Origin of the sequence: Rhodococcus sp. 14-2496-1d, assembly GCF_002259365.1 — a bacterium.
In the GTDB taxonomy this organism is placed as follows: Bacteria; Actinomycetota; Actinomycetes; order Mycobacteriales; family Mycobacteriaceae; genus Rhodococcoides.
On record NZ_NPFV01000017.1, the window covers coordinates 155,442 to 173,861 of the forward strand.

Below are 18,420 nucleotides of genomic sequence, written 5' to 3' on the forward strand. Positions count from 1 at the left end.
GTGGTATTTCGCCCGTCCGGCGGTGTGTGCTCCCCCGACGCGGGCAATTTGTTCGAAAAGGGTCGGTTTTCGACTGTTGCGAACGCGGAGTTCATGGTTCACTTGACGCGGTCGCAGCTTCTGTGTTCGTTCTACGCTTCGCAGGATCTTATGTTGCGGGCGCGGTACTGGGAGAGCTCGTCCATCAGGGGGAATCCTGAGGGGGATTCGTACAAGTGCAGCGGTCGGAACCGGCCCGATGGATCGAAAGTGCGCTCCATCGAATCCGGTGTTAGAAAGAGAAGGAAAAGCATGGCACAGGGAACTGTGAAGTGGTTCAACGCCGAAAAGGGCTTTGGATTCATCGCACCAGAAGACGGCTCCGCTGACGTTTTCGTTCACTACTCCGAGATCCAGGGCAGCGGCTTCCGCACCCTCGAGGAGAACCAGCGCGTCGAGTTCGAGGTCGGACAGGGCACCAAGGGTCCTCAGGCCACGGGCGTTCGCGCAGTCTGATTCTCTTCTCTTCGGAGTCGAGATACTCATCCCCCTTTCCCATCGGCCTACTACAGGCGATGGGAAAGGGGGATGTTTCGTTCGGGCGAACCACCGGGGAGCGTCGAAAGCCGTGAGCGCGGACGCCGATGTCCTAATGTCCATGCTGTGAACCAGCTGTCCTTCTTCTCTGCCGAGTCGTTACCGCCCGCGGTGACCGATCTCAGCGGGCTGCTGGCTGCCACCGGGCATGTCGTCACCTCCTCGGGTTCGGCCCGTATCTCCGTCGTGGTCGACGCGCAGTGGCGCGCGGATGCCATCGCCGAACTCATCGAGCAATGCGGTCTGACGCCGGAGCTCGGTCGGTCGGAAGAGGACAGACCACTGGTGCGTACCGCGTCGGTGCCCGAACTGTCTGCATTGGCGTCTCTGTGGACTAAGGGCGCTGTCAAGGCCGTCCCGCCCGGTTGGGTACCGGGTTCCCGTGAACTGCGCGCCTGGGTGCTCGCATCGGGTCGTCCCGAGGCCGAGGGGGAGCGTTACGTGCTCGGCCTCGATCCCCATGCGCCGGAGACGCACGCCGTCCTGGCTCAGTCACTGATGCGCGCGGGTATCGCGCCGACGCTCATCGGCACGCGCGGATCCAATCCTGGCCTCCGAATCACCGGTCGACGTCGGCTGTTGCGACTGACCGAGAACGTCGGCGAGGCTCCACAGAACGTGGACGCACGTACCAATTGGCCCCACGCCGAGTAGAACGATCTGTGACTGATCTGCGAGTATTTGGCCGACGTATGTCAGTCTGTTAGTAGTGGGACAGGCAAATCTGCCTGTGAAAACGCACTAGGGAAGGTTCGGCAGCAAGGTGGCAGCACGTAACAACGGCACGGGGGACAGCTCCGCCGAGCCACGTCGTCTGGTCATCGTCGAGTCTCCGACCAAGGCAAAGAAGATCGCCCCGTACCTCGGGAGCAACTACGTCGTCGAGGCCTCCGTCGGCCATATTCGCGACCTTCCCCGCGGTGCCGCGGATGTTCCCGCGAAGTACAAGGGTGAGCCCTGGGCGCGTCTCGGCGTGGACGTCGACCACGACTTCGAGGCCCTCTACGTCGTCTCGCCGGAGAAGAAGGGCAAGGTCGCCGAGCTCAAGAGCCTGCTCAAGGATGCCGACGAGCTCTATCTCGCCACTGACCCCGACCGCGAGGGTGAGGCCATCGCCTGGCATCTCCTCGAGACCCTGAACCCCAAGATCCCCGTTCGACGCATGGTGTTCCACGAGATCACCAAGCCGGCCATCCTCGCCGCAGCGGCCGATACCCGCGACCTGGACCAAGACCTGGTCGACGCCCAGGAGACGCGTCGTATCCTCGACCGTCTCTACGGCTACGAGGTCAGCCCGGTGCTGTGGAAGAAGGTCATGCCGAAGCTCTCGGCAGGCCGAGTGCAGTCCGTCGCCACCCGCATCGTCGTCCAGCGTGAGCGCGAGCGGATGGCTTTCCGCAGCGCCGAGTACTGGGACATCTCCGCCACGCTCGACGCCGGAGCCGAGGCAACGCCGCGCAGTTTCGGTGCCCGTCTGGTCAATGTCGACGGCAATCGTGTCGCCGCCGGTCGCGACTTCGGGGCCGACGGCAAGCTCAAGTCCGACGCAGTGACCGTCCTCGACGAACCCCGTGCCCGACGCCTCGCCGAGGCTCTCGAGGGCGTCGATCTGACGGTCGCGTCCGCCGAGGACAAGCCCTACACCCGCAAGCCTTACCCGCCGTTCATGACGTCGACGCTGCAGCAGGAAGCCGCCCGCAAGTTGCGCTTCAGCTCCGAGCGCACCATGCGGGTCGCGCAGCGGCTGTACGAGAACGGCTACATCACCTACATGCGTACCGACTCGACGACGCTGTCGGCGTCGGCGATCTCCGCGGCACGCACACAGGCGACCGAGCTCTACGGGCCGGAGTACGTCCATCCCTCGCCGCGGCAGTACACCCGCAAGGTCAAGAACGCGCAGGAGGCCCACGAGGCCATCCGCCCGTCCGGTGACGTCTTCCAGACGCCCGGTCAGTTGCACTCGGCCCTGCAGACCGACGAATTCCGGCTCTACGAGTTGATCTGGCAGCGCACGGTCGCGTCGCAGATGGCCGATGTTCGCGGCACCACGCTGACTTTGCGCATCACCGGAACGGCCGGAACCGGCGAGGAGTGTACGTTCTCCGCATCCGGTCGCACCATCACGTTCGCCGGCTTCCTCAAGGCCTACGTGGAGAGCGTCGACGATCAGGCAGGCGGACAGTCCGACGACGCCGAATCCCGTTTGCCTGCCCTGGTTCAGGGCCAGGCCGTCACCGCCACCCAGCTCGATCCCGACGGCCACACCACGAACCCGCCCGCACGATTCACCGAGGCGTCGCTCATCAAGACGCTAGAGGAGCTGGGCATCGGTCGGCCGTCGACGTATTCGTCGATCATCAAGACCATCCTCGACCGCGGGTACGTCTACAAGCGCGGCAGTGCACTGGTGCCGTCGTGGGTGGCGTTCTCGGTGGTTGCCTTGCTTGAGGCGCACTTCGGGCGTCTGGTGGACTTCGACTTCACCGCAGGGATGGAGGACGACCTCGACGCCATCGCGGGAGGCCGTGAGCGACGCGGCAATTGGCTGCAGAGCTTCTACTTCGGCGGCGACACCGGTGCCGAGGGTTCGGTGGCCCGCTCCGGTGGTCTGAAGAAGATGGTGGGCCAGAATCTCGAAGAGATCGATGCGCGCACCATCAACTCCATTCGCTTGTTCGACGACTCCGAGGGTCGCGAAATCCATGTGCGCGTAGGCCGTTACGGCCCGTACCTCGAGCGCATGGTGCGCAACGACGACGATCCCGACGGCGATCCGATCAGCCAGCGCGCCAACCTGCCCGACGATCTTCCGCCGGACGAGTTGACGATCGACTTCGCCGAAAAGCTGTTCGCCACACCGCAAGAGGGCCGCAAGCTCGGTGTCGATCCGCTGACCGGTCACGACATCGTCGCCAAGGAAGGTCGTTTCGGGCCCTACGTCACCGAGATCCTGCCCGAGCCGGAGCCCGAACCGACGCCCCCCGAGCCCGACATCGTCCCGGTGCCGTCCGGCAACGACAGTGATGGCGGCGGCGGGGTCAAGACCGCGGTGAAGAAGGCCGCGGCCAAGAAAGCACCGGCCAAGAAGGCGGCTGCGAAGAAGGCGACCGGCCCCAAGCCGCGCACCGGTTCTCTGCTCAAGTCCATGGATCTGGCGACCATCACGCTCGACGATGCACTCAAGCTGCTGTCGCTGCCGCGTGTCGTCGGAGTCGATCCGGAGTCCAAGGAAGAGATCCTCGCGCAGAACGGTCGCTACGGCCCGTATCTGAAGAAGGGCACCGACTCTCGCTCGCTCGCCGACGAGGATCAGATGTTCACCGTCACGCTGGAAGAGGCGCTCAAGATCTACGCCGAGCCCAAGCGTCGCGGTCGTCAGGGTGAAGCCAAGCCGCCGCTACGCGAGATGGGCGTCGACCCGATCAGTGAGAAGCCGATGGTGATCAAGGACGGTCGCTTTGGGCCTTACGTCACCGACGGTGAGACAAACGCCAGCCTGCGCAAGGACGATGACGTGGAGTCGATCACCGACGATCGCGCGTCGGAGTTGTTGGCGGACAGGCGCGCTCGCGGACCGGTGAAGAAGAAGGCACCGGCGAAGAAGGCGGCGGCCAAGAAGGCACCGGCGAAGAAGGCCGCTGCGAAGAAGGCTCCGGCCAAGAAAGCTGCTGCGAAGAAGACGGCCACCAAGACCACTGCCGCGAAGAAGGCACCGGTCAAGAAGGCTCCGGCCAAGAAGACCGACAGCGAATAGCTCGCGGGTTCGGGTTGTCGGCCCCAACCACTAGGGTTGCGTGCATGGCGGGTGTGTTCGATCGATTGGTCGGTCAGGAAGATGTCGAGGCCGATCTGACGGCGGCAGCGGTGGCGGCTCGCACCGGTGTCGACTCGTCGGCGATGACGCATTCCTGGCTGTTCACCGGCCCGCCCGGGTCCGGTCGTTCCATCGCCGCCCTGTGCTTCGCCGCGGCATTGCAGTGCACCACCGAGGGCGTTCCGGGGTGCGGGCACTGCCAGGCCTGTTCGACGACGATGGCCGGAACCCACGGCGATGTGCGACGCGTCGTGCCCGAGGGCTTGAGCATCAGCACCAAGGAGATGCGAGACATCGTCTCCATCGCCTCGCGTCGGCCGAGCACAGGTCTGTGGCAGGTGGTCGTCGTGGAGGACGCCGACCGACTCACCGAAGGTGCCGGAAACGTGTTGCTGAAGGTGGTCGAGGAGCCGCCGGCGCGGACGGTGTTCCTGCTGTGTGCGCCGTCGGTCGATCCGCAGGACATCTCGGTGACCCTGCGCTCGCGCTGCCGGCACGTCTCGCTGGTCACGCCCACGGTGCCGGCGATCGCGCAGGTGCTGCAGACGCGCGACAAGCTCGACGCCGAGACGGCGGAGTGGGCCGCATCGATCAGCGGCGGCCACGTGGGCAGAGCGCGTCGACTCGCCACCGACGAGGACGCGCGGGCGCGTCGCAAACGTGCGCTGGCTCTGGCGTCGGCTGCGGCTCGGCCCAATCAGGCGTATCTCGCGGCCGAGGAGTTGGTGAAGGCCGCCGAGGACGAGGCCAAGGAGATGAGTGCCTCCCGCGACGAGGCCGAAACCGAGGAGCTGCGGACGGCTCTGGGTGCGGGCGGTACCGGTAAGGGTGCGGCGGGTGCGCTGCGCGGCTCGGCCGGGGTGCTCAAGGATCTGGAGAAGCGGCAGAAGTCGCGTGCCACCAGAACCGGTCGCGATTCACTCGATCGCGCGCTGATGGATCTGGTGGGCCTGTATCGAGATGCCCTTGCTCGCTCGTACGGATCGACCGCCACGGCGACGCACCCCGACATGGCCGAGCAGGTTGAGCGCATGGCAAAAGCGGTGCCGCCCGAGGCGCTGCTGAAGAGCATCGAAGCGATCCTAGAATGCCGAGAGTCGTTGGCGGTCAACGCGAAACCGAAGTTCGCGATCTATGCGATGGTCGCGACGCTGGGCGACGTACTGCGCTAGTTCTGCGTCTTCTTGCGGGCCCGCGAGGCCCGAAGATTGGCAATGTTGCCGCAGGTCTTCACGTCGTGCCAGACGCCGCTGTTGTTGCGGGAGCGGTCGTAGAAGGCGGATCCGCACGCCTCGTTCTTGCAACGCTTGAGTCGACGCCACGTGTCCGCCTGTTGGGCGAGAAGCACTTCCGACCAGATCTGCGACGCGATCCAGTCGGACCCGGTGCCGGTGGGGGAGAGCCGGACGGTGCCGTCGGTACCCGGAACGAGCTCGACTCGCACTGCCGGCTGCGCAGCCATATCGCCTGCAATGGCCGCTTCCACATCGGATCTCAGTATCCGTAGAGCGGCTGCGTCTGCGTCCGACAAAGACGTCCCCCAGGTAGCGGATGCTGACCTGCCGTCTGCGATGAGGTCGGGCAGGTCGTAGGCATCGATGGCCCGCGTGTTGAGCAGATCCTGAACCACCTGCAAGCCGTCGGGTGCCGGCGCGAGTCGGAAGCGCTCCGTCGGAGACAGTGACATAACTGAACTGTATTTGACTATGTCGTATCGGTCAACTATGAATGACAGAATCAAAAGTATTTTACCTCTGTCTCGAAGGGTGACGACCATGGTGTCGATTCAAGGAGCAACGGTGTTGGTGACCGGCGGTCAGCGCGGTCTGGGCAAGGCGACGGTCGACGCGTTGCTCGAGCGTGGGGCCGCGAAGGTCTACGCGACAGCCAGAAATCCGCGAGAGGACACCGATCCTCGGGTGGTGCCGGTTGCCCTCGATGTCGCCGACGCCAATTCCGTTGCAGCGCTTGGTGATATCGCGTCCGACGTGTCGATCGTCTTCAACAATGCCGGTGCGCCGGGTACTACTCCGCTGCTGACGACGTCGATCGACGACATTCGCGCGGTGTTCGAGACCAACGTCTTCGGTGCCCTGCGAATCGCGCAGGAATTCGCCCCGATCCTGAAGGCCAACGGAGGCGGCGCGCTCGTCGACATCCACTCGGTGCTGTCCTGGCTCGGCGGCGCGGGTGCCTACGGTGCATCCAAAGCGGCGATCTGGTCGGCCACCAACTCACTGAGGCTCGAGCTCGCACCGCGGGGAACCCTCGTCGTCGGGGTGCATCTCGGACCGACACCGACATGATCGCCGATCTCGACGTCCCGAAGAACGACCCACGCGACGTGGTGCGCCAGGTGCTCGACGCCGTCGAGGCCGGCGAGACCGAAGTGCTCGCCGACGACGTGACCAGGCACGTCAAGTCGATCCTGAGCGGGCCGGCGGAAGGACTCGGCCTCGCAGGCTGATCGCACGAGGAGGCGATTTTCGTTTCGACGTGATGCTCCGTTAGACTCACCAACGCCGAAAGGCACGCCGCCTTAGCTCAGTCGGTAGAGCATTTCACTCGTAATGAAAAGGTCAAGAGTTCGATTCTCTTAGGCGGCTCCACCAGCAGGCCCCTGACACGCATCAGCGTGTCGGGGGCCTTTGTGGTTGTTCGATTCAGTGCCGGATCGACCCCTTCGCCCCGTCGGTCCTGCAAGATCAGTTCATGCATACCGACAGCGCCCGCGGTGACCTGATGACAGCGATCGTCACCACCGGCACCGGGGGATACGACAAGCTCGTCGTGTCAGAGGTGCCGAGACCCGTGCCGGGTCCGAGTGAGGTGCTCGTTCGCGTGTTGGCGGCGGGGATGAACAACACCGAGATCAACACACGCGTGGGCTGGTACCCCGACGGCGGATGGAACGACGCGACGCCGTTTCCGTTGATTCAGGGCACCGACTGCTGCGGGGTCGTGTGCGCGAGTCCCGGTATCGACGAGTCCATCGTCGGTCGCCGGGTCCTGGTTCGATCGTGCATGCGCGTCGACGGTTTTTCGTCGGGCGAGACGCGCTGGTTGGGTTCGGACATGGACGGCGCGTTCGCCCAGTTCGTCGTCGTTCCGGCGAGCGAGGTTTTCGTGGTCGATTGCGGGTGGACCGACGCGGAGCTGGCGACGATCCCGTGTGCGTACGGCACGGCGGAGAACATGATCGCTCGCGCGGGAGTCCGCCCGGAGTCGACGGTGCTGATCACCGGCGCGTCGGGTGGAGTAGGTTCTGCCGCAGTGCAACTCGCCGTTCGGCGCGGCGCGCGCGTGATCGGCGTCGCGAGCCGCGCCAAACACGACCAGCTCCGCGAACTCGGCGTGGACGAGGTCCACGGGCGCGATGAGGACCTGGCGACCGCCCTCGGCAAGCACCGCGTCGATGTGGTGATCGACAACGTCGCAGGCGACGGTTTCGGCCCTCTGCTCGACCTCCTCGTTCGCGGGGGAACCTACGTCTCCTCCGGCGCGATCGCAGGACCCGTCGTCGAGCTGGACCTACGCACGATGTACCTGAACGATCTGACGCTCCTCGGGTGCACGGCGTGGGACGAGGATGTATTTCCGAACCTCGTGTCGTACATCGAGGCCGGTGAGATTCGTCCGTTGCTGGCCGAATCGTTTCCCCTCGAACAGATCGCTGCGGCGCAGCAGCGCTTCCTGGAGAAGAACCACGTCGGAAAGTTCGTGCTCGTTCCGCCGGTGGTCCGCGAGCAGGACTGATTCCCAGGCACACTGGATGAAGTGTTCGTCTCCCTCGCCCCCGCGCGCCGTCGTCTCGTGTTCGTCGTTCTCGCTCTCGTGCTGGTCGGAGTCGTCGCGGCCGTGGCGGCCTTCGTCGCATCACGCCCCACGAGCGACGTCGTCGCGAGCGTCGACCAGTCCGTTCCCGGCCCGGTGCTGCTGGTCCCCGGATTCGGCGGGTCCACCGATGCGTTGGAGGTGCTCGCGGCCGAACTACGAGAGAACGGCCGCGACGCGACCGTCGTGGCCCTGCCCGACGGCGGCGTCGGCGACCTGACCGTACAGGCGCAGACCCTGCGCGACGCCGTCGACGCAGCCCTTACTCGGACGGCGGCGACGTCGGTCGACGTCGTCGGGTATTCCGCGGGCGGGGTGGTGGCCCGGATCTGGGCTTCCGATCTGGGCGGCGTCGAGCAGGCTCGACGCATCGTGACCCTCGGCTCCCCACATCACGGCACCCAGGTGGCCGCTCTGGCGTCCCAGGTCCTGCCCGACCAATGCCCGACGGCCTGTCAGCAGCTCGTCCCCGACAGTTCCGTGCTCACCGCCCTGAACTCCGGCGACGAGACGCCGGAGGGGCCGCAGTGGGTGTCGGTGTGGACCGAACTGGACCAGGTGGTGACCCCACCGTCCTCGGCCCGACTCGACGGCGCGATCGACATCCCCGTGCAGAGCGTGTGTGCGGACTCCACCGTCGATCACGGGAACCTGCCCCGCGATCCTCTCGTCGGCGCAATCGTGTCCGCCCAGTTGGACGGCGATTCCACCACCCAGCTCGGCGCAGCCGATTGCAGCCGTCTCAGCTCGTGATGTCCTTGGTCGTGAAGTTCGCCCACGCCGCACCCAGAAGCACGACGACGTAGACGCCCTGCAACCCGACCCCGCGCACCAGGTCCCGCGTGGGCACCGGGTCGCGGAAGAGGTCTACGAAAGCCAACCAGTATCGCGTCGGGAGGTACGGCGCGATGGCGTCGGCGGCGTCCAACGTCAGCAGCAGCGAGCTGGCGATGAGGAACGCCAGTGCGCCGAGCGTCGCGGCGAGCGGGGAGTCGGTCAGGGTCGAGAGGAACAGGCCCATGGCCGCCACTCCGAGCATCGAGAGCGTCACGTAGAGCACGGCGATGACGGTCCGCACGGCGACCTGTTGATCGGTCAGCACCGTGCCGGACACGCTGGCGACGCCCCCAACAGTCGAGACGTCGAACAGCGTCGTGCCGACGAAGTACGCGACAGCAGCCACGATGACCACCGCCAGCAGCACGAAGGCGGCCACCGAGATCAGCTTCGCCACCAGTAGCTTGGTGCGTCCCACCGGGCGCGCGAGCAGGTAGCGCAGGGTGCCGGCCTGGGCCTCCCCGGCAACGGCATCGCCTGCGATGACCGATACAGCGACAGGAAGAAACAACGGAAGCACGATGGCGAGCGCGGCGAGCGGGAAGAGCTGACCGTTGGTGAGCACCGCCGACAGGAAGGCGGGGCCTTCGCCGGGCCGCGGACCGACATCGGTGAGGGCCAACAGACCCGCGACGACGGTGGGCAGCAGATTGAGCAGGAGAATGACGACCCACGTGCGGGGTCGGCTCAGCATTGCGCGCAGCTCGACGCCGATCATGCGGTCACCTCCATCTCGGTGGAGCGGACGGGACCGTCGACGCGGTCGGCACTGGCACCGGTGACGGCCAGCACGGACTGCTCCAGACTCATCTGCTGCGGGCTCAGCTCGCTCACCCGGACGCCGCCTTCGACGAGCAGCCGATTGAGCAGGGCCGAGTCCGGGTGTTCGATCACCAGCTGCTGCCCTTCACGGTGGAACACGGTGGCGTTCTGGATTCCGGAGAGCACGGTGACGGCCTCGGCCGGGTCCGGGGTGGTCACGAGCACCCGACCGGTCGGCTGCTGGAACGCGGAGAGCTGATCCTGCAGAACGAGGCGACCTCGATCGAGAACTCCCACGCGGTCGCACAACTGCTCCACCTCGGCCAGCAGGTGGCTCGAGAGGAACACGGTGGTGCCCTTCGCATGCAGGCCCAGGAGCAACTCCCGAATCTCGAGGATTCCCTGTGGGTCGAGACCGTTGGTCGGCTCGTCGAGGATCAGCAGCTCGGGGGTGCGCATCAGTGCCGCAGCCAATCCGAGACGCTGCCGCATTCCGAGCGAGTACTGCTTGACCGGCCTCCGTCCCACCCCGCCGAGTCCCACCTGTTCGAGGGCCTCGCCGACGCGGGCGGTCCTGGTGCGCCGGGAACCTCCCGGCCCGGCTGCGTCGAGCAAGGTGAGATTCCGTCGTCCGGAGAGGTTGGGGTAGGCGGCGGGGTTCTCGATCAGCGCCCCCACCCGCGGCAGCACGCTCCTGCGTCGACGCGGCATCTCCTCGCCGAGCACCTGCATCTGCCCGGAGGTCGCCAGGACGAGCCCGAGCAGCATCCGCACGGTCGTCGTCTTACCGGATCCGTTCGCACCCACGAAGCCGTAGATGTCGCCGGCGCGCACGTCGAGGTCGACGCCGTCGACTGCCCGCACCGATCCGTAACTCTTGGTCAGGCCGGTCGTGCGGATCATGTGGCTGCTCCTTCGAGCTGCTGGGCGGCGGTGGCAAGGGTTTGCGCGGTGACGGTGCCGGAGAGCAGGTAGCGACGCCGGTCGGCGCTGGGCTCGGTGATCAGGACGTTGAGGGGGCCGATCGTCAGTGCGACGCTGCTACCGGTGACGACCGCCCCCGGCGCTGCCCGCAGCTGATCGACGAGCCCCCGCGCGGCGCGACGCGGTAGCGGAGCAGCGATCAACTCCGTCACCCCGCGGCCGTAGATTCCCACCGCACCCTGGACTCCGCGGTCCCTCAGATCGAGTCCCGACAGTGTCGAAGGGAGACCGGCAGAGTCGATCCCGTCGGCGAACGAGGCGATGTCGAGACCGTCCTGCTGCTGCACATCGGTACCCGGCGGCGGGACGAATCGGACGGTGTCCGCGTCCGGGGTCGCGGAGGAGAAGTCGAGGAACGCGGTGCTGACGATGGGGCGAGTGACCCCGTCGCCCAGCACGTCTACCTGCAGTGGAAGCCCGCTGTCGGGGTCGGCCCACACGTCGACCTCGGTGATCGTGCTCTGCGGTTCGCTGGGGATCAGCCGCAGGCCGGGGGCGTCGCGGCCGGCAATCCGACGGGCGGGCAGCCGGCTGACCTCATCGGCGGTCGCCTCGCTGAGCAACCGCTGCCCGAGCTCCGGGGGTAGCAGGTCGGCTTGGCGAGGCAGGCGGAGACTCGGCTCGGGGACGGGGGTCACCACGGCCGTGTTCTGTTCGTAGTCCCAGCTCCACAGCCGAGCCGGGCTCCGATAGAGACCGCGCTCACCGGCGAGGCGCACGGTGTCGACGCGCCAGCTGTCCGGGGCGCGATACCAAGCGCGCAGAGTCGTGGTGTCGCCCAGCAGATCCGGAAGTCCGCCGAGCCCGTCGGTGACGGGGAGGGTGACACCGCCGACGGCCTGGGCGTAGCCCGAGTACGGGGTGTCGGTCGAGGACTGGACGCGGGAGAGCAGTTCGGCCGCACTGATGTCCGACGCGTCGACGGGCCAGCGCTCGATCACCGCGGGCGTGGTGACGAGCACGGCGATGCCGAGCACCACCGCCAGCCACCGCCACTTCTTGTGCACCTCATCGACCGTACGGACGTACCCGTTGTGCTGCATGTGGGTAGTACAAAGCCCGCGTCAGTCGACGAGCACGAAATTCGCGAGACCGTAACTCACACCGTTGATCTGGAGCTCGATCGAGTGCGGGCCGGGGTAGTACTTCCGTGTGGTCAACGCTCGAAAGGAGTGTTGCCGCGCAACGTCGACGCCCTCACCGGGCGCGATCGTTTTCGTCGTCAGTTTGAACGTCTTACCCGTCACTCCACCGTTGGTTTTGGTGTGGTGGACGATGTAGTCGATCGCGACCTTGGCCGGTTCGGTGCCGACATTGTGGATCGACGCATCGAAGCGCACGCTGCCGCCGATCCGTAGCTCCGCGACATCGAGGGTGGGGCCTGTCACCTCCAAGTCGGCGGGCGCGAACCCCAGCAGGGCGAGTGCGTCGGTGTCGCCGTTCTTGATCACCGTCCGAAGTGCGTGTCGTACGAGCCGGTCGGTGTGCGCGTCCGGGTCGTCGAGCCACCGCGCCGCGGTCCGAACGACCAAGTCCGGGACGTCCCGGCTGAAGTCGTTGAGGTGGTTGGCGACCGACCGCCGAACGTAGTCACTGTCGTCCCGGTAGAGCTCGTCGAGGATCGCTACCGTGACGCCGGGCCGCGCGAGAATCTCGGGGACACGCACCGACCACGGCAGATACGGGCGTGTGCCTTCCGATGCCAGACGCCGCACGTGCTCGTCCGATGATCGAGTCCATTCCGCCGCGATGGCGAGAGCCCGATCCAGATCGGCTCGTAGGAACGTGCGGATGGCGAACTCGGAGCTGAGTCTGCCGGTGAGTTCGGCCAGCAGCGACATTCCGTCGTCGAACGCGGCCGAGGTCTGCTCCTCGACGGCCTTCGTCGCCACGGCGCTCGTGACCGGCCAGATCGACCAGCCCTGAAAATCCGGATCCTCGGCGGCCCGTCGGATGGTCCGAGCGAACTCTGCGTAATCGCCGGGCAATCCCACGAGAAGCGCGTCGCGCAGTAGATCGGCGCGCGCCCGCAGCGCGAGCGGTCCCAACTGATCGACCGATCCTGTCAGCAGCGACAGATCTGCACTCGGTGCGGCGTTGCGGATGGTCCGAAGCAGCGTGCGAGCAGCGTCCGGGCCGATGAGTTCGTCGGCGAAGGGCATGAGAGCTTCTTACCGGAGATCCATGAGCCGCGGAATCACCGGAGCCGAGTCGGGCAGCGTCCGAGCTGCCGTTGGCGGGAAGGATCGACAGTCCCCGGACGTTGAGAAGAGGTAATGGACAACGTTCTCTCTGCCCCCACTCGACTGTGGACGCCCTCACGTGTCCTGGTCACCCGGTCTGCGTCCGAGCTTCCCCATACCGCGGAGATCATCCGTCGATGCGAAGCAGCCGGAGTGACCGAGATCGATGTGTTGCAGGGGGACCGTCTGACCGGCCTGCGCGGTGAGTCCGAGCGGGAGACCTATGCGCGTGCCAAGACGACGATGGCGGTGGTGGTGGCACCACCGAGTGTGCTGAAGCCACAACCGATTCCGCCGAGTGCAGATTGGCGTATCGATCTGGCGAAGGGGTGCCCGGCGCACTGTCAGTACTGCTATCTGGCGGGCTCGTTGTCCGGGCCTCCGATCACCAGGGTGTTCGCCAACATCGACGACGTCCTGGCCGGTATCGGCACCCATGCCGGCCGCGGCACCATCACCTCGGGGACCGAGGAGCGTGGACACGAGGGCACCACCTTCGAACTGTCCTGCTACACCGATCCTCTGGGGATCGAGCACGTGACGGGATCACTCGCCGAGGCCGTACGCAGGGTGGGTGCAGGAACCTACGGCGACGACGTGTCGCTGCGTTTCACCACCAAGTTCGACGACGTCACCGAGTTGGTGACGCTCGATCACGGGCGACGAACCCGAGTTCGACTGTCGGTCAACGCCGATGACATCGCCCACCGATTCGAGGGTGGAACCGCGAGGATGCCCGCTCGGATCGAGGCGCTGAGACGGTTGGCTCTCGCCGGATATCGAGTGGGGCTGACGATCGCTCCGATCATGCCGATACCGCAGTGGCGCGAACAATACGGTCGACTGCTCTCGAACGTCGCCGACGCGGTGCGCGATGTCCCTGATCTCGACCTGACTGCCGAGATCATCACCCATCGATTCACGCCGGCCAGCAAGGACGTGCTGTTGAGTTGGTACCCGGGGACCAAGCTCGAGATGGACGAAAGTGCCCGCACAGCAAAGAGAAACAAGTTCGGCGGCGTGAAGTACGTCTACCCCAAGGACACGATGACCGAGATGCGCACATGGTTCGTCGAAGAACTGGGGTCCGTGCTCCCCGACGCGCAGCTTCTCTATTGGACGTGACAAAGCCCGGCCTCCACCGGTGTGCGGTGGAGGCCGGGCTGCGAAAGAGGATGATTTACTTCATCTTTCCGAACGTGGCGTCGATGTCGGCCATCGCCATCTCGGCGGTCTGCTGAATCAGCTCCATGAGGTCGGTGTCCAGTCCCGGGGCGAACTCCTCCAGCCGTTCCGGTGAGATTTCCATCGGAACGCCTTCGGGTGCCTGCTCGCGCACGATCCGGTACGAAATGGTCGATCGCGCAGCCTTGTTGGCGGTCATCTCGTACATGCGGCACTTCTGCAGGCAACCGGTCGACTCGAGCATGAGGTTGTACATCAGGTCGAGGACCAGGTTGCCGGAGTTGTAGACGTAGCCACCGCTCCACGGGTTGCCGACGGAATCGACCGGCAGTGCCCCCTCTGCCTGCACTCGAACCCTGGGCCCCCTCTGCATGGCCGTCGTGCAGGCGATCTATTCCTTGCCGAGCGCCCGGTGACAAAGCGGGCTCGTCGAGGTCAGTACCCACGACCCCATCGGATTTCAGGAGTGACATGGCAATTCTGACGTACAACATGCACGTTTCTCTCGACGGCTTCATCGAGAATTCCGCAGGCAGTCTCGACTTCTCCGTGCCTGACGAGGAGTCCCATCGATTCTCGAACCGGCAGACGGAGGCCACTACTGCCTTTCTGTTCGGGCGTCGACTGTACGAGGCCATGGAGGACTACTGGACGGATCCGCTACGGGCGGAGGGTGACGACGTCGAGGCGGAGTTCGCGCGACTGTATGTGGACACCCCGCGGATCGTCTTCTCCGACACTCTCGATTCGGTGGCCGTCGGGTGCCGGTTGGTGCGCAGTGCCGACGCTGTCGCCGAGGTCAAGCGGCTGAAACGCGAGACCGAGGGGACATTGGCCGTGGGCGGTGCCGCATTGGCGGAGTCGCTGGTCGACGAGATCGATCAGTTCGAGGTCATCCTTCTGCCGACCATCCTGGGCGGTGGCAAACCGTACTTTCCGGTCGGTCACCATCTCGACCTGACACTCGCGGAGCAGAAGGTGTTCGCCGAGTCGGGGTGGCTGTATCTGCGTTACAGCGTGTCTCGCTGACATCTCGCAGGTACGGGCCGGATTGAGATACCCTCGCGGCACGACACCGGCGGGTGGTTCGTCCGCTTTGGTCGGTCCGGCCCACACCCAGCAGTTCAGACCCCGCGGAGGTCATCGATGCCGCACATGCCGCACTCCCACTCCGACGCGGACCCGGACGCGACCGACAGAGAGTCCGTCGCATGAGCGGTTGGCTCTGGGTCGTGATCCTGAACGCGATCACTGCGTCGGCGTATCTCGGGATCGTGCTGTTCATCGTTCGTGGGCTGCGTCGCACCGCCCAGCTTCGGAAGAATCGATTGGCGCTGGCAACCGCCGCCATCTTCACCACCTGCGCGGCTCACCATGTGTTGCATGCGGTTCACCTGCTCGCGGGGGCCGGGCACAGCGAACATGCAGGCGGCGGAACGATCGCGATCATGCGGGAGTCCATGGGCGGCGATCTGGATGTCGCAGTGACCCTGTCGACCGCGTTGGCGGGTGTTGTGTATCTCGGAATGCGCCGCTCCTACGGTCCACTGCTTCGCTCGCCGGCGATGTTCGACGATGCCAGTGAGGCTCGGTACCGTCAGCTCGCCGCGAATCTGCCCCACACGACGGTGTTCATCGTCGACCGTGACCTTCGATTCGTCCTGGTCGAAGGTGCCGATCTGGTCGCGGAGGGCTACGACCCGCGCCGGATGGAAGGGAAGTTGCTCGAGGACACGGTGCCAACGGAGGTCTTCGCGCACGTCGCTCCGTACTACCGGGCAGCTGTCGCAGGGGAGGAATCCTCCTTCGATTCCGTCAGCGCCGGGACCGGAAGAGTCTTCCAGGTTCGAGCCCGGCCGCTGCGCGACGAGGCCGATGCCATCGTCGGTGCCATGGTGCTGTCGGAGGACGTGACGGCCGAGCGTGAGGCGCGGGCGGAGCTGGATCGTGCGCGAGCATTCCGGGACGCCGTGTTGACCGCGTCGCCGGATATCGCGACGGTCGTCGACGTCGACACGGGGCACCTGACGTGGGCGTCGCGCAGCCTCCGCTCGTTGATCGGTACCACGACCGCCGGTGATCCGGAGGGGCGGCCCGACGGAGATTCGACGGTCGACGGTGCCGAGGATTCGTCCGACATCGAGGTGCTTGTGGAGGACCTCGACATCGTTGCGGCGGCCGACCGGGCCGCTGCATCGTTGGCAGACGGGGAAAGCCTCACGACTCAGTACCGAGTGCGTGGCCTCGGCGGTGAGACCCGGTGGTTGTCGCGTCGAACCACGCCCTTTCGCCGGGGGCCGTCGGGTGAGGTGCTGCAGGTGCTTTCGGTCCTCCGAGAGGTGACCGACGTCGTCGAGGCCGAGCGTGCTCTCGAACGTGCGGCGCTGCAGGATCCGTTGACGGGACTGCCCAATCGCATGCTGCTGTTGGACCGGATCGGCTCTGCGATCGATCGGGGCGCGCGCACCGGCATCGCGGCGGTGGTGCTGTTCTGCGACCTGGACGGTTTCAAGAGCGTGAACGACAGCGGCGGACATGCTGCGGGCGACGCGGTGCTGGTCGAGGTGGCACGGCGTCTGCGCGCGATACTGCGAAGCGACGACTTCATCGCCAGGGTGGGCGGTGACGAATTCGTCCTGGTCCTCGACGCCCAGATGGACGACCCGGCCTCGGACGCGGACGGACTCGCAGGCAGCGTGGCTGCGCGGATCAAGGCCGCGCTGGCCTCGGCCATCGAGTTCGAGGGACGGCAGTACGAGGTGTCGGCGAGCATCGGAATGGTGGTGGCCCGCAGGGGTGCCACAGCTCAGGATGTGCTTCGGGACGCGGATTCCGCGATGTACCGGGCCAAGCAGAGCGGCAAGGATCGGATCGAATTGTTCGACGATTCGGAGGAAACTGTCGCGTCCGGCGAACAGGCGATCGCGGGCACCGCACAATGAACGAATGACTCCAGCAGACCCCGGCAACTGGTGGACACTGCCCTCTCATCGATCGTGGCTCGACACCGAGTCGTCTCGACTTCTGGATTTCGGAACCACACTCGACCACCCGGCCGGAGGCGCGGCGTGGCTGGACGATCGCGGTAACCCCGACCTCGACCATCCGGCGCATACGTACATCACCGCTCGGATGGCGCATGTGCACTTTCTCGGGTCCGTGCAGGGCCGACCGGGTTCCCGCAGGAGAGCCGATCGCGTCTTCGACGGACTGTCGACCACGTTGCAAGACAGCACGAACGGCGGCTGGTTCGAGTCCAGTGCCGACGCGGCCTCGCCCGATGCAGTGAAATCGGCGTACACGCATGCCTTCGTGGTGCTCGCCGCGTCGGCTGCCACCGCGGTGGGTCACGCACGTGGCCGGGAACTTCTCGACGAGGCACTCGATATCGTCGACTCTCGGTTCTGGGACGAACGGTACGGAATGTGTTCGGACACCTGGACTGTCGACTGGTCCGAGCTCGATCCGTATCGCGGCATCAACGCCAACATGCACATGGTCGAGGCGCTGCTGGCCGCCGCCGACGCCGGTGCGCCCGAGCTCTGGCGCGAACGTGCACTGCGTATCTGCGACAACGTATGTCGATGGTCCGCGGACAACGAGTGGCGCGTCCCGGAGCACTTCACGGCAGAGTGGATCCCGCAGCTCGAGTACAACCGCGACGACGTAGCGAACCAGTTCAAGCCATACGGTGCCACCGTCGGCCACGGCTTCGAGTGGGCGCGACTCCTCGTGCAGGCAAGTCTCGTTGCGGGCGGGCGGGACTACTTCGATGCGGCCCAGTCCCTCTACGACCGGGCTGCCGTCGACGGCTGGCAGCCCGGGCCCACCCCCGGGTTCGTCTACACCACGGACTGGACAGGGCAGCCGGTTGTCACGGGTCGACTGCACTGGGTGTTGTGCGAGGCGATCGGAGCAGCCGCGACTCTCGGACGCGTTACGGGAGAAGAACGGTACGGCAACGACTATCGAACGTGGTGGGACGTTGCGGCCGACTATTTCGTCGACCGCGTCGACGGCTCCTGGCATCACGAACTCGACTCCCACAACGTTCCCGCGGCAACGGTGTGGAGCGGAAAACCCGATCTCTACCACGCCGTCCAAGCGACGTGGATCAGCCGATATGCGCCGAACACGAGCATGTTGGCTGCGCTGCAGCCCGATTCGGACTGACGAGTGCCA

Annotated in this window: 16 protein-coding genes, 1 tRNA gene and 1 pseudogene; 12 read left to right on the plus strand and 6 right to left on the minus strand. The window is 65.9% G+C overall.

Annotated features, from left to right (window positions below):
- The first annotated feature begins 291 nt into the window (after positions 1-291).
- From CH296_RS12920 to CH296_RS12935, 4 genes are all read left to right on the plus strand, one after another.
- Positions 292-495, plus strand: a complete 204-nt coding sequence (locus tag CH296_RS12920) for a cold-shock protein (protein ID WP_005248460.1) — start codon at positions 292-294, stop codon at positions 493-495.
- A 147-nt stretch (positions 496-642) separates the two neighbouring features.
- On the plus strand, positions 643-1,230 hold the full coding sequence (locus CH296_RS12925) for a hypothetical protein (protein ID WP_032395242.1): 588 nt from the start codon (positions 643-645) through the stop codon (positions 1,228-1,230).
- 109 nt (positions 1,231-1,339) lie between these two features.
- Positions 1,340-4,333 (plus strand): type I DNA topoisomerase, encoded by a 2,994-nt coding sequence (gene topA, locus CH296_RS12930; RefSeq protein ID WP_032395241.1) that lies wholly within the window; start codon positions 1,340-1,342, stop codon positions 4,331-4,333.
- Positions 4,334-4,377: 44 nt separating this feature from the next.
- Positions 4,378-5,565 carry a DNA polymerase III subunit delta' gene (locus CH296_RS12935; protein WP_032395240.1) on the plus strand — a complete coding sequence of 396 codons (1,188 nt, stop codon included), beginning with the start codon at positions 4,378-4,380 and terminating at the stop codon, positions 5,563-5,565.
- Here the strand turns inward: CH296_RS12935 and CH296_RS12940 are convergent.
- Entirely contained in the window at positions 5,562-6,080 is a 519-nt protein-coding gene (locus CH296_RS12940; protein ID WP_094684922.1) for a CGNR zinc finger domain-containing protein, read from the minus strand. The genes CH296_RS12935 and CH296_RS12940 overlap by 4 nt on opposite strands.
- Before the next feature lie 88 nt (positions 6,081-6,168).
- Between CH296_RS12940 and CH296_RS12945 the strand changes: the two are divergent.
- The 4 genes and pseudogenes from CH296_RS12945 (at position 6,169) to CH296_RS12960 (ending at position 8,980) form a co-directional block, all read left to right on the plus strand.
- Positions 6,169-6,860 (plus strand): annotated as a pseudogene (locus tag CH296_RS12945) (SDR family oxidoreductase).
- 66 nt (positions 6,861-6,926) lie between these two features.
- Positions 6,927-7,002, plus strand: a tRNA-Thr gene (locus CH296_RS12950).
- A 103-nt stretch (positions 7,003-7,105) separates the two neighbouring features.
- Positions 7,106-8,149 (plus strand): zinc-binding dehydrogenase, encoded by a 1,044-nt coding sequence (locus CH296_RS12955; RefSeq protein ID WP_256980440.1) that lies wholly within the window; start codon positions 7,106-7,108, stop codon positions 8,147-8,149.
- A 21-nt stretch (positions 8,150-8,170) separates the two neighbouring features.
- A complete protein-coding gene (locus tag CH296_RS12960; RefSeq protein ID WP_094684923.1) occupies positions 8,171-8,980 on the plus strand; it encodes an alpha/beta fold hydrolase in 810 nt (269 codons plus the stop codon).
- Here the strand turns inward: CH296_RS12960 and CH296_RS12965 are convergent.
- The 4 genes from CH296_RS12965 to CH296_RS12980 are packed head-to-tail and all read right to left on the minus strand — an operon-like array spanning position 8,970 to position 12,972.
- Positions 8,970-9,782, minus strand: coding sequence for an ABC transporter permease (locus tag CH296_RS12965; protein WP_032395233.1), 813 nt, complete (start codon positions 9,780-9,782; stop codon positions 8,970-8,972). The two genes, CH296_RS12960 and CH296_RS12965, sit on opposite strands and share 11 nt — an antisense overlap.
- Positions 9,779-10,729, minus strand: coding sequence for an ABC transporter ATP-binding protein (locus CH296_RS12970; protein WP_094683084.1), 951 nt, complete (start codon positions 10,727-10,729; stop codon positions 9,779-9,781). The genes CH296_RS12965 and CH296_RS12970 overlap by 4 nt, the downstream gene beginning before the upstream one ends.
- The gene (locus CH296_RS12975) at positions 10,726-11,853 is read right to left on the minus strand and encodes a hypothetical protein (RefSeq protein WP_094646676.1); all 1,128 of its coding nucleotides are present in this window, start codon (positions 11,851-11,853) and stop codon (positions 10,726-10,728) included. Before CH296_RS12975 ends, CH296_RS12970 begins: the two co-directional genes overlap by 4 nt.
- A 21-nt stretch (positions 11,854-11,874) precedes the next feature.
- Positions 11,875-12,972: a DNA alkylation repair protein gene (locus CH296_RS12980; protein ID WP_094684924.1), complete on the minus strand. Its 1,098-nt coding sequence runs from the start codon at positions 12,970-12,972 to the stop codon at positions 11,875-11,877.
- 114 nt (positions 12,973-13,086) lie between these two features.
- On the opposite strand from CH296_RS12980, the gene CH296_RS12985 reads away from it, so the two are divergent.
- Complete coding sequence (locus CH296_RS12985; protein WP_094684925.1) at positions 13,087-14,178, plus strand: spore photoproduct lyase family protein; 1,092 nt, start codon at positions 13,087-13,089, stop codon at positions 14,176-14,178.
- A 55-nt stretch (positions 14,179-14,233) separates the two neighbouring features.
- On the opposite strand, the gene CH296_RS12990 is transcribed toward CH296_RS12985, so the two are convergent.
- On the minus strand, positions 14,234-14,587 hold the full coding sequence (locus tag CH296_RS12990) for a manganese catalase family protein (RefSeq protein WP_256980441.1): 354 nt from the start codon (positions 14,585-14,587) through the stop codon (positions 14,234-14,236).
- A 122-nt stretch (positions 14,588-14,709) separates the two neighbouring features.
- Between CH296_RS12990 and CH296_RS12995 the strand changes: the two genes are divergently transcribed.
- The 3 genes from CH296_RS12995 to CH296_RS13005 all read left to right on the plus strand — a co-directional run bounded on the left by CH296_RS12995 (position 14,710) and on the right by CH296_RS13005 (position 18,411).
- Positions 14,710-15,267, plus strand: a complete 558-nt coding sequence (locus tag CH296_RS12995; RefSeq protein ID WP_094684926.1) for a dihydrofolate reductase family protein — start codon at positions 14,710-14,712, stop codon at positions 15,265-15,267.
- A 182-nt stretch (positions 15,268-15,449) separates the two neighbouring features.
- The gene (locus CH296_RS13000; RefSeq protein WP_094684927.1) at positions 15,450-17,180 is read left to right on the plus strand and encodes a diguanylate cyclase domain-containing protein; all 1,731 of its coding nucleotides are present in this window, start codon (positions 15,450-15,452) and stop codon (positions 17,178-17,180) included.
- Between the two features lie 4 nt (positions 17,181-17,184).
- A complete protein-coding gene (locus tag CH296_RS13005) occupies positions 17,185-18,411 on the plus strand; it encodes an AGE family epimerase/isomerase (protein WP_094684928.1) in 1,227 nt (408 codons plus the stop codon).
- Positions 18,412-18,420: the final 9 nt, after the last annotated feature.

What these genes read in the sequence shown, in the direction of transcription:
- CH296_RS12920 (WP_005248460.1), top strand. Translation starts at nt 292, where the DNA reads ATGGCACAGGGAACTGTGAAGTGGTTCAACGCCGAAAAGGGCTTTGGA.
- CH296_RS12935 (WP_032395240.1), top strand. Translation starts at nt 4,378, where the DNA reads ATGGCGGGTGTGTTCGATCGATTGGTCGGTCAGGAAGATGTCGAGGCC.
- CH296_RS12940 (WP_094684922.1), bottom strand. Translation starts at nt 6,080, where the DNA reads ATGTCACTGTCTCCGACGGAGCGCTTCCGACTCGCGCCGGCACCCGAC.
- CH296_RS12955 (WP_256980440.1), top strand. Translation starts at nt 7,106, where the DNA reads ATGCATACCGACAGCGCCCGCGGTGACCTGATGACAGCGATCGTCACC.
- CH296_RS12965 (WP_032395233.1), bottom strand. Translation starts at nt 9,782, where the DNA reads ATGATCGGCGTCGAGCTGCGCGCAATGCTGAGCCGACCCCGCACGTGG.
- CH296_RS12970 (WP_094683084.1), bottom strand. Translation starts at nt 10,729, where the DNA reads ATGATCCGCACGACCGGCCTGACCAAGAGTTACGGATCGGTGCGGGCA.
- CH296_RS12975 (WP_094646676.1), bottom strand. Translation starts at nt 11,853, where the DNA reads ATGCAGCACAACGGGTACGTCCGTACGGTCGATGAGGTGCACAAGAAG.
- CH296_RS12980 (WP_094684924.1), bottom strand. Translation starts at nt 12,972, where the DNA reads ATGCCCTTCGCCGACGAACTCATCGGCCCGGACGCTGCTCGCACGCTG.
- CH296_RS12985 (WP_094684925.1), top strand. Translation starts at nt 13,087, where the DNA reads ATGGACAACGTTCTCTCTGCCCCCACTCGACTGTGGACGCCCTCACGT.
- CH296_RS12995 (WP_094684926.1), top strand. Translation starts at nt 14,710, where the DNA reads ATGGCAATTCTGACGTACAACATGCACGTTTCTCTCGACGGCTTCATC.
- CH296_RS13000 (WP_094684927.1), top strand. Translation starts at nt 15,450, where the DNA reads ATGAGCGGTTGGCTCTGGGTCGTGATCCTGAACGCGATCACTGCGTCG.
- CH296_RS13005 (WP_094684928.1), top strand. Translation starts at nt 17,185, where the DNA reads ATGACTCCAGCAGACCCCGGCAACTGGTGGACACTGCCCTCTCATCGA.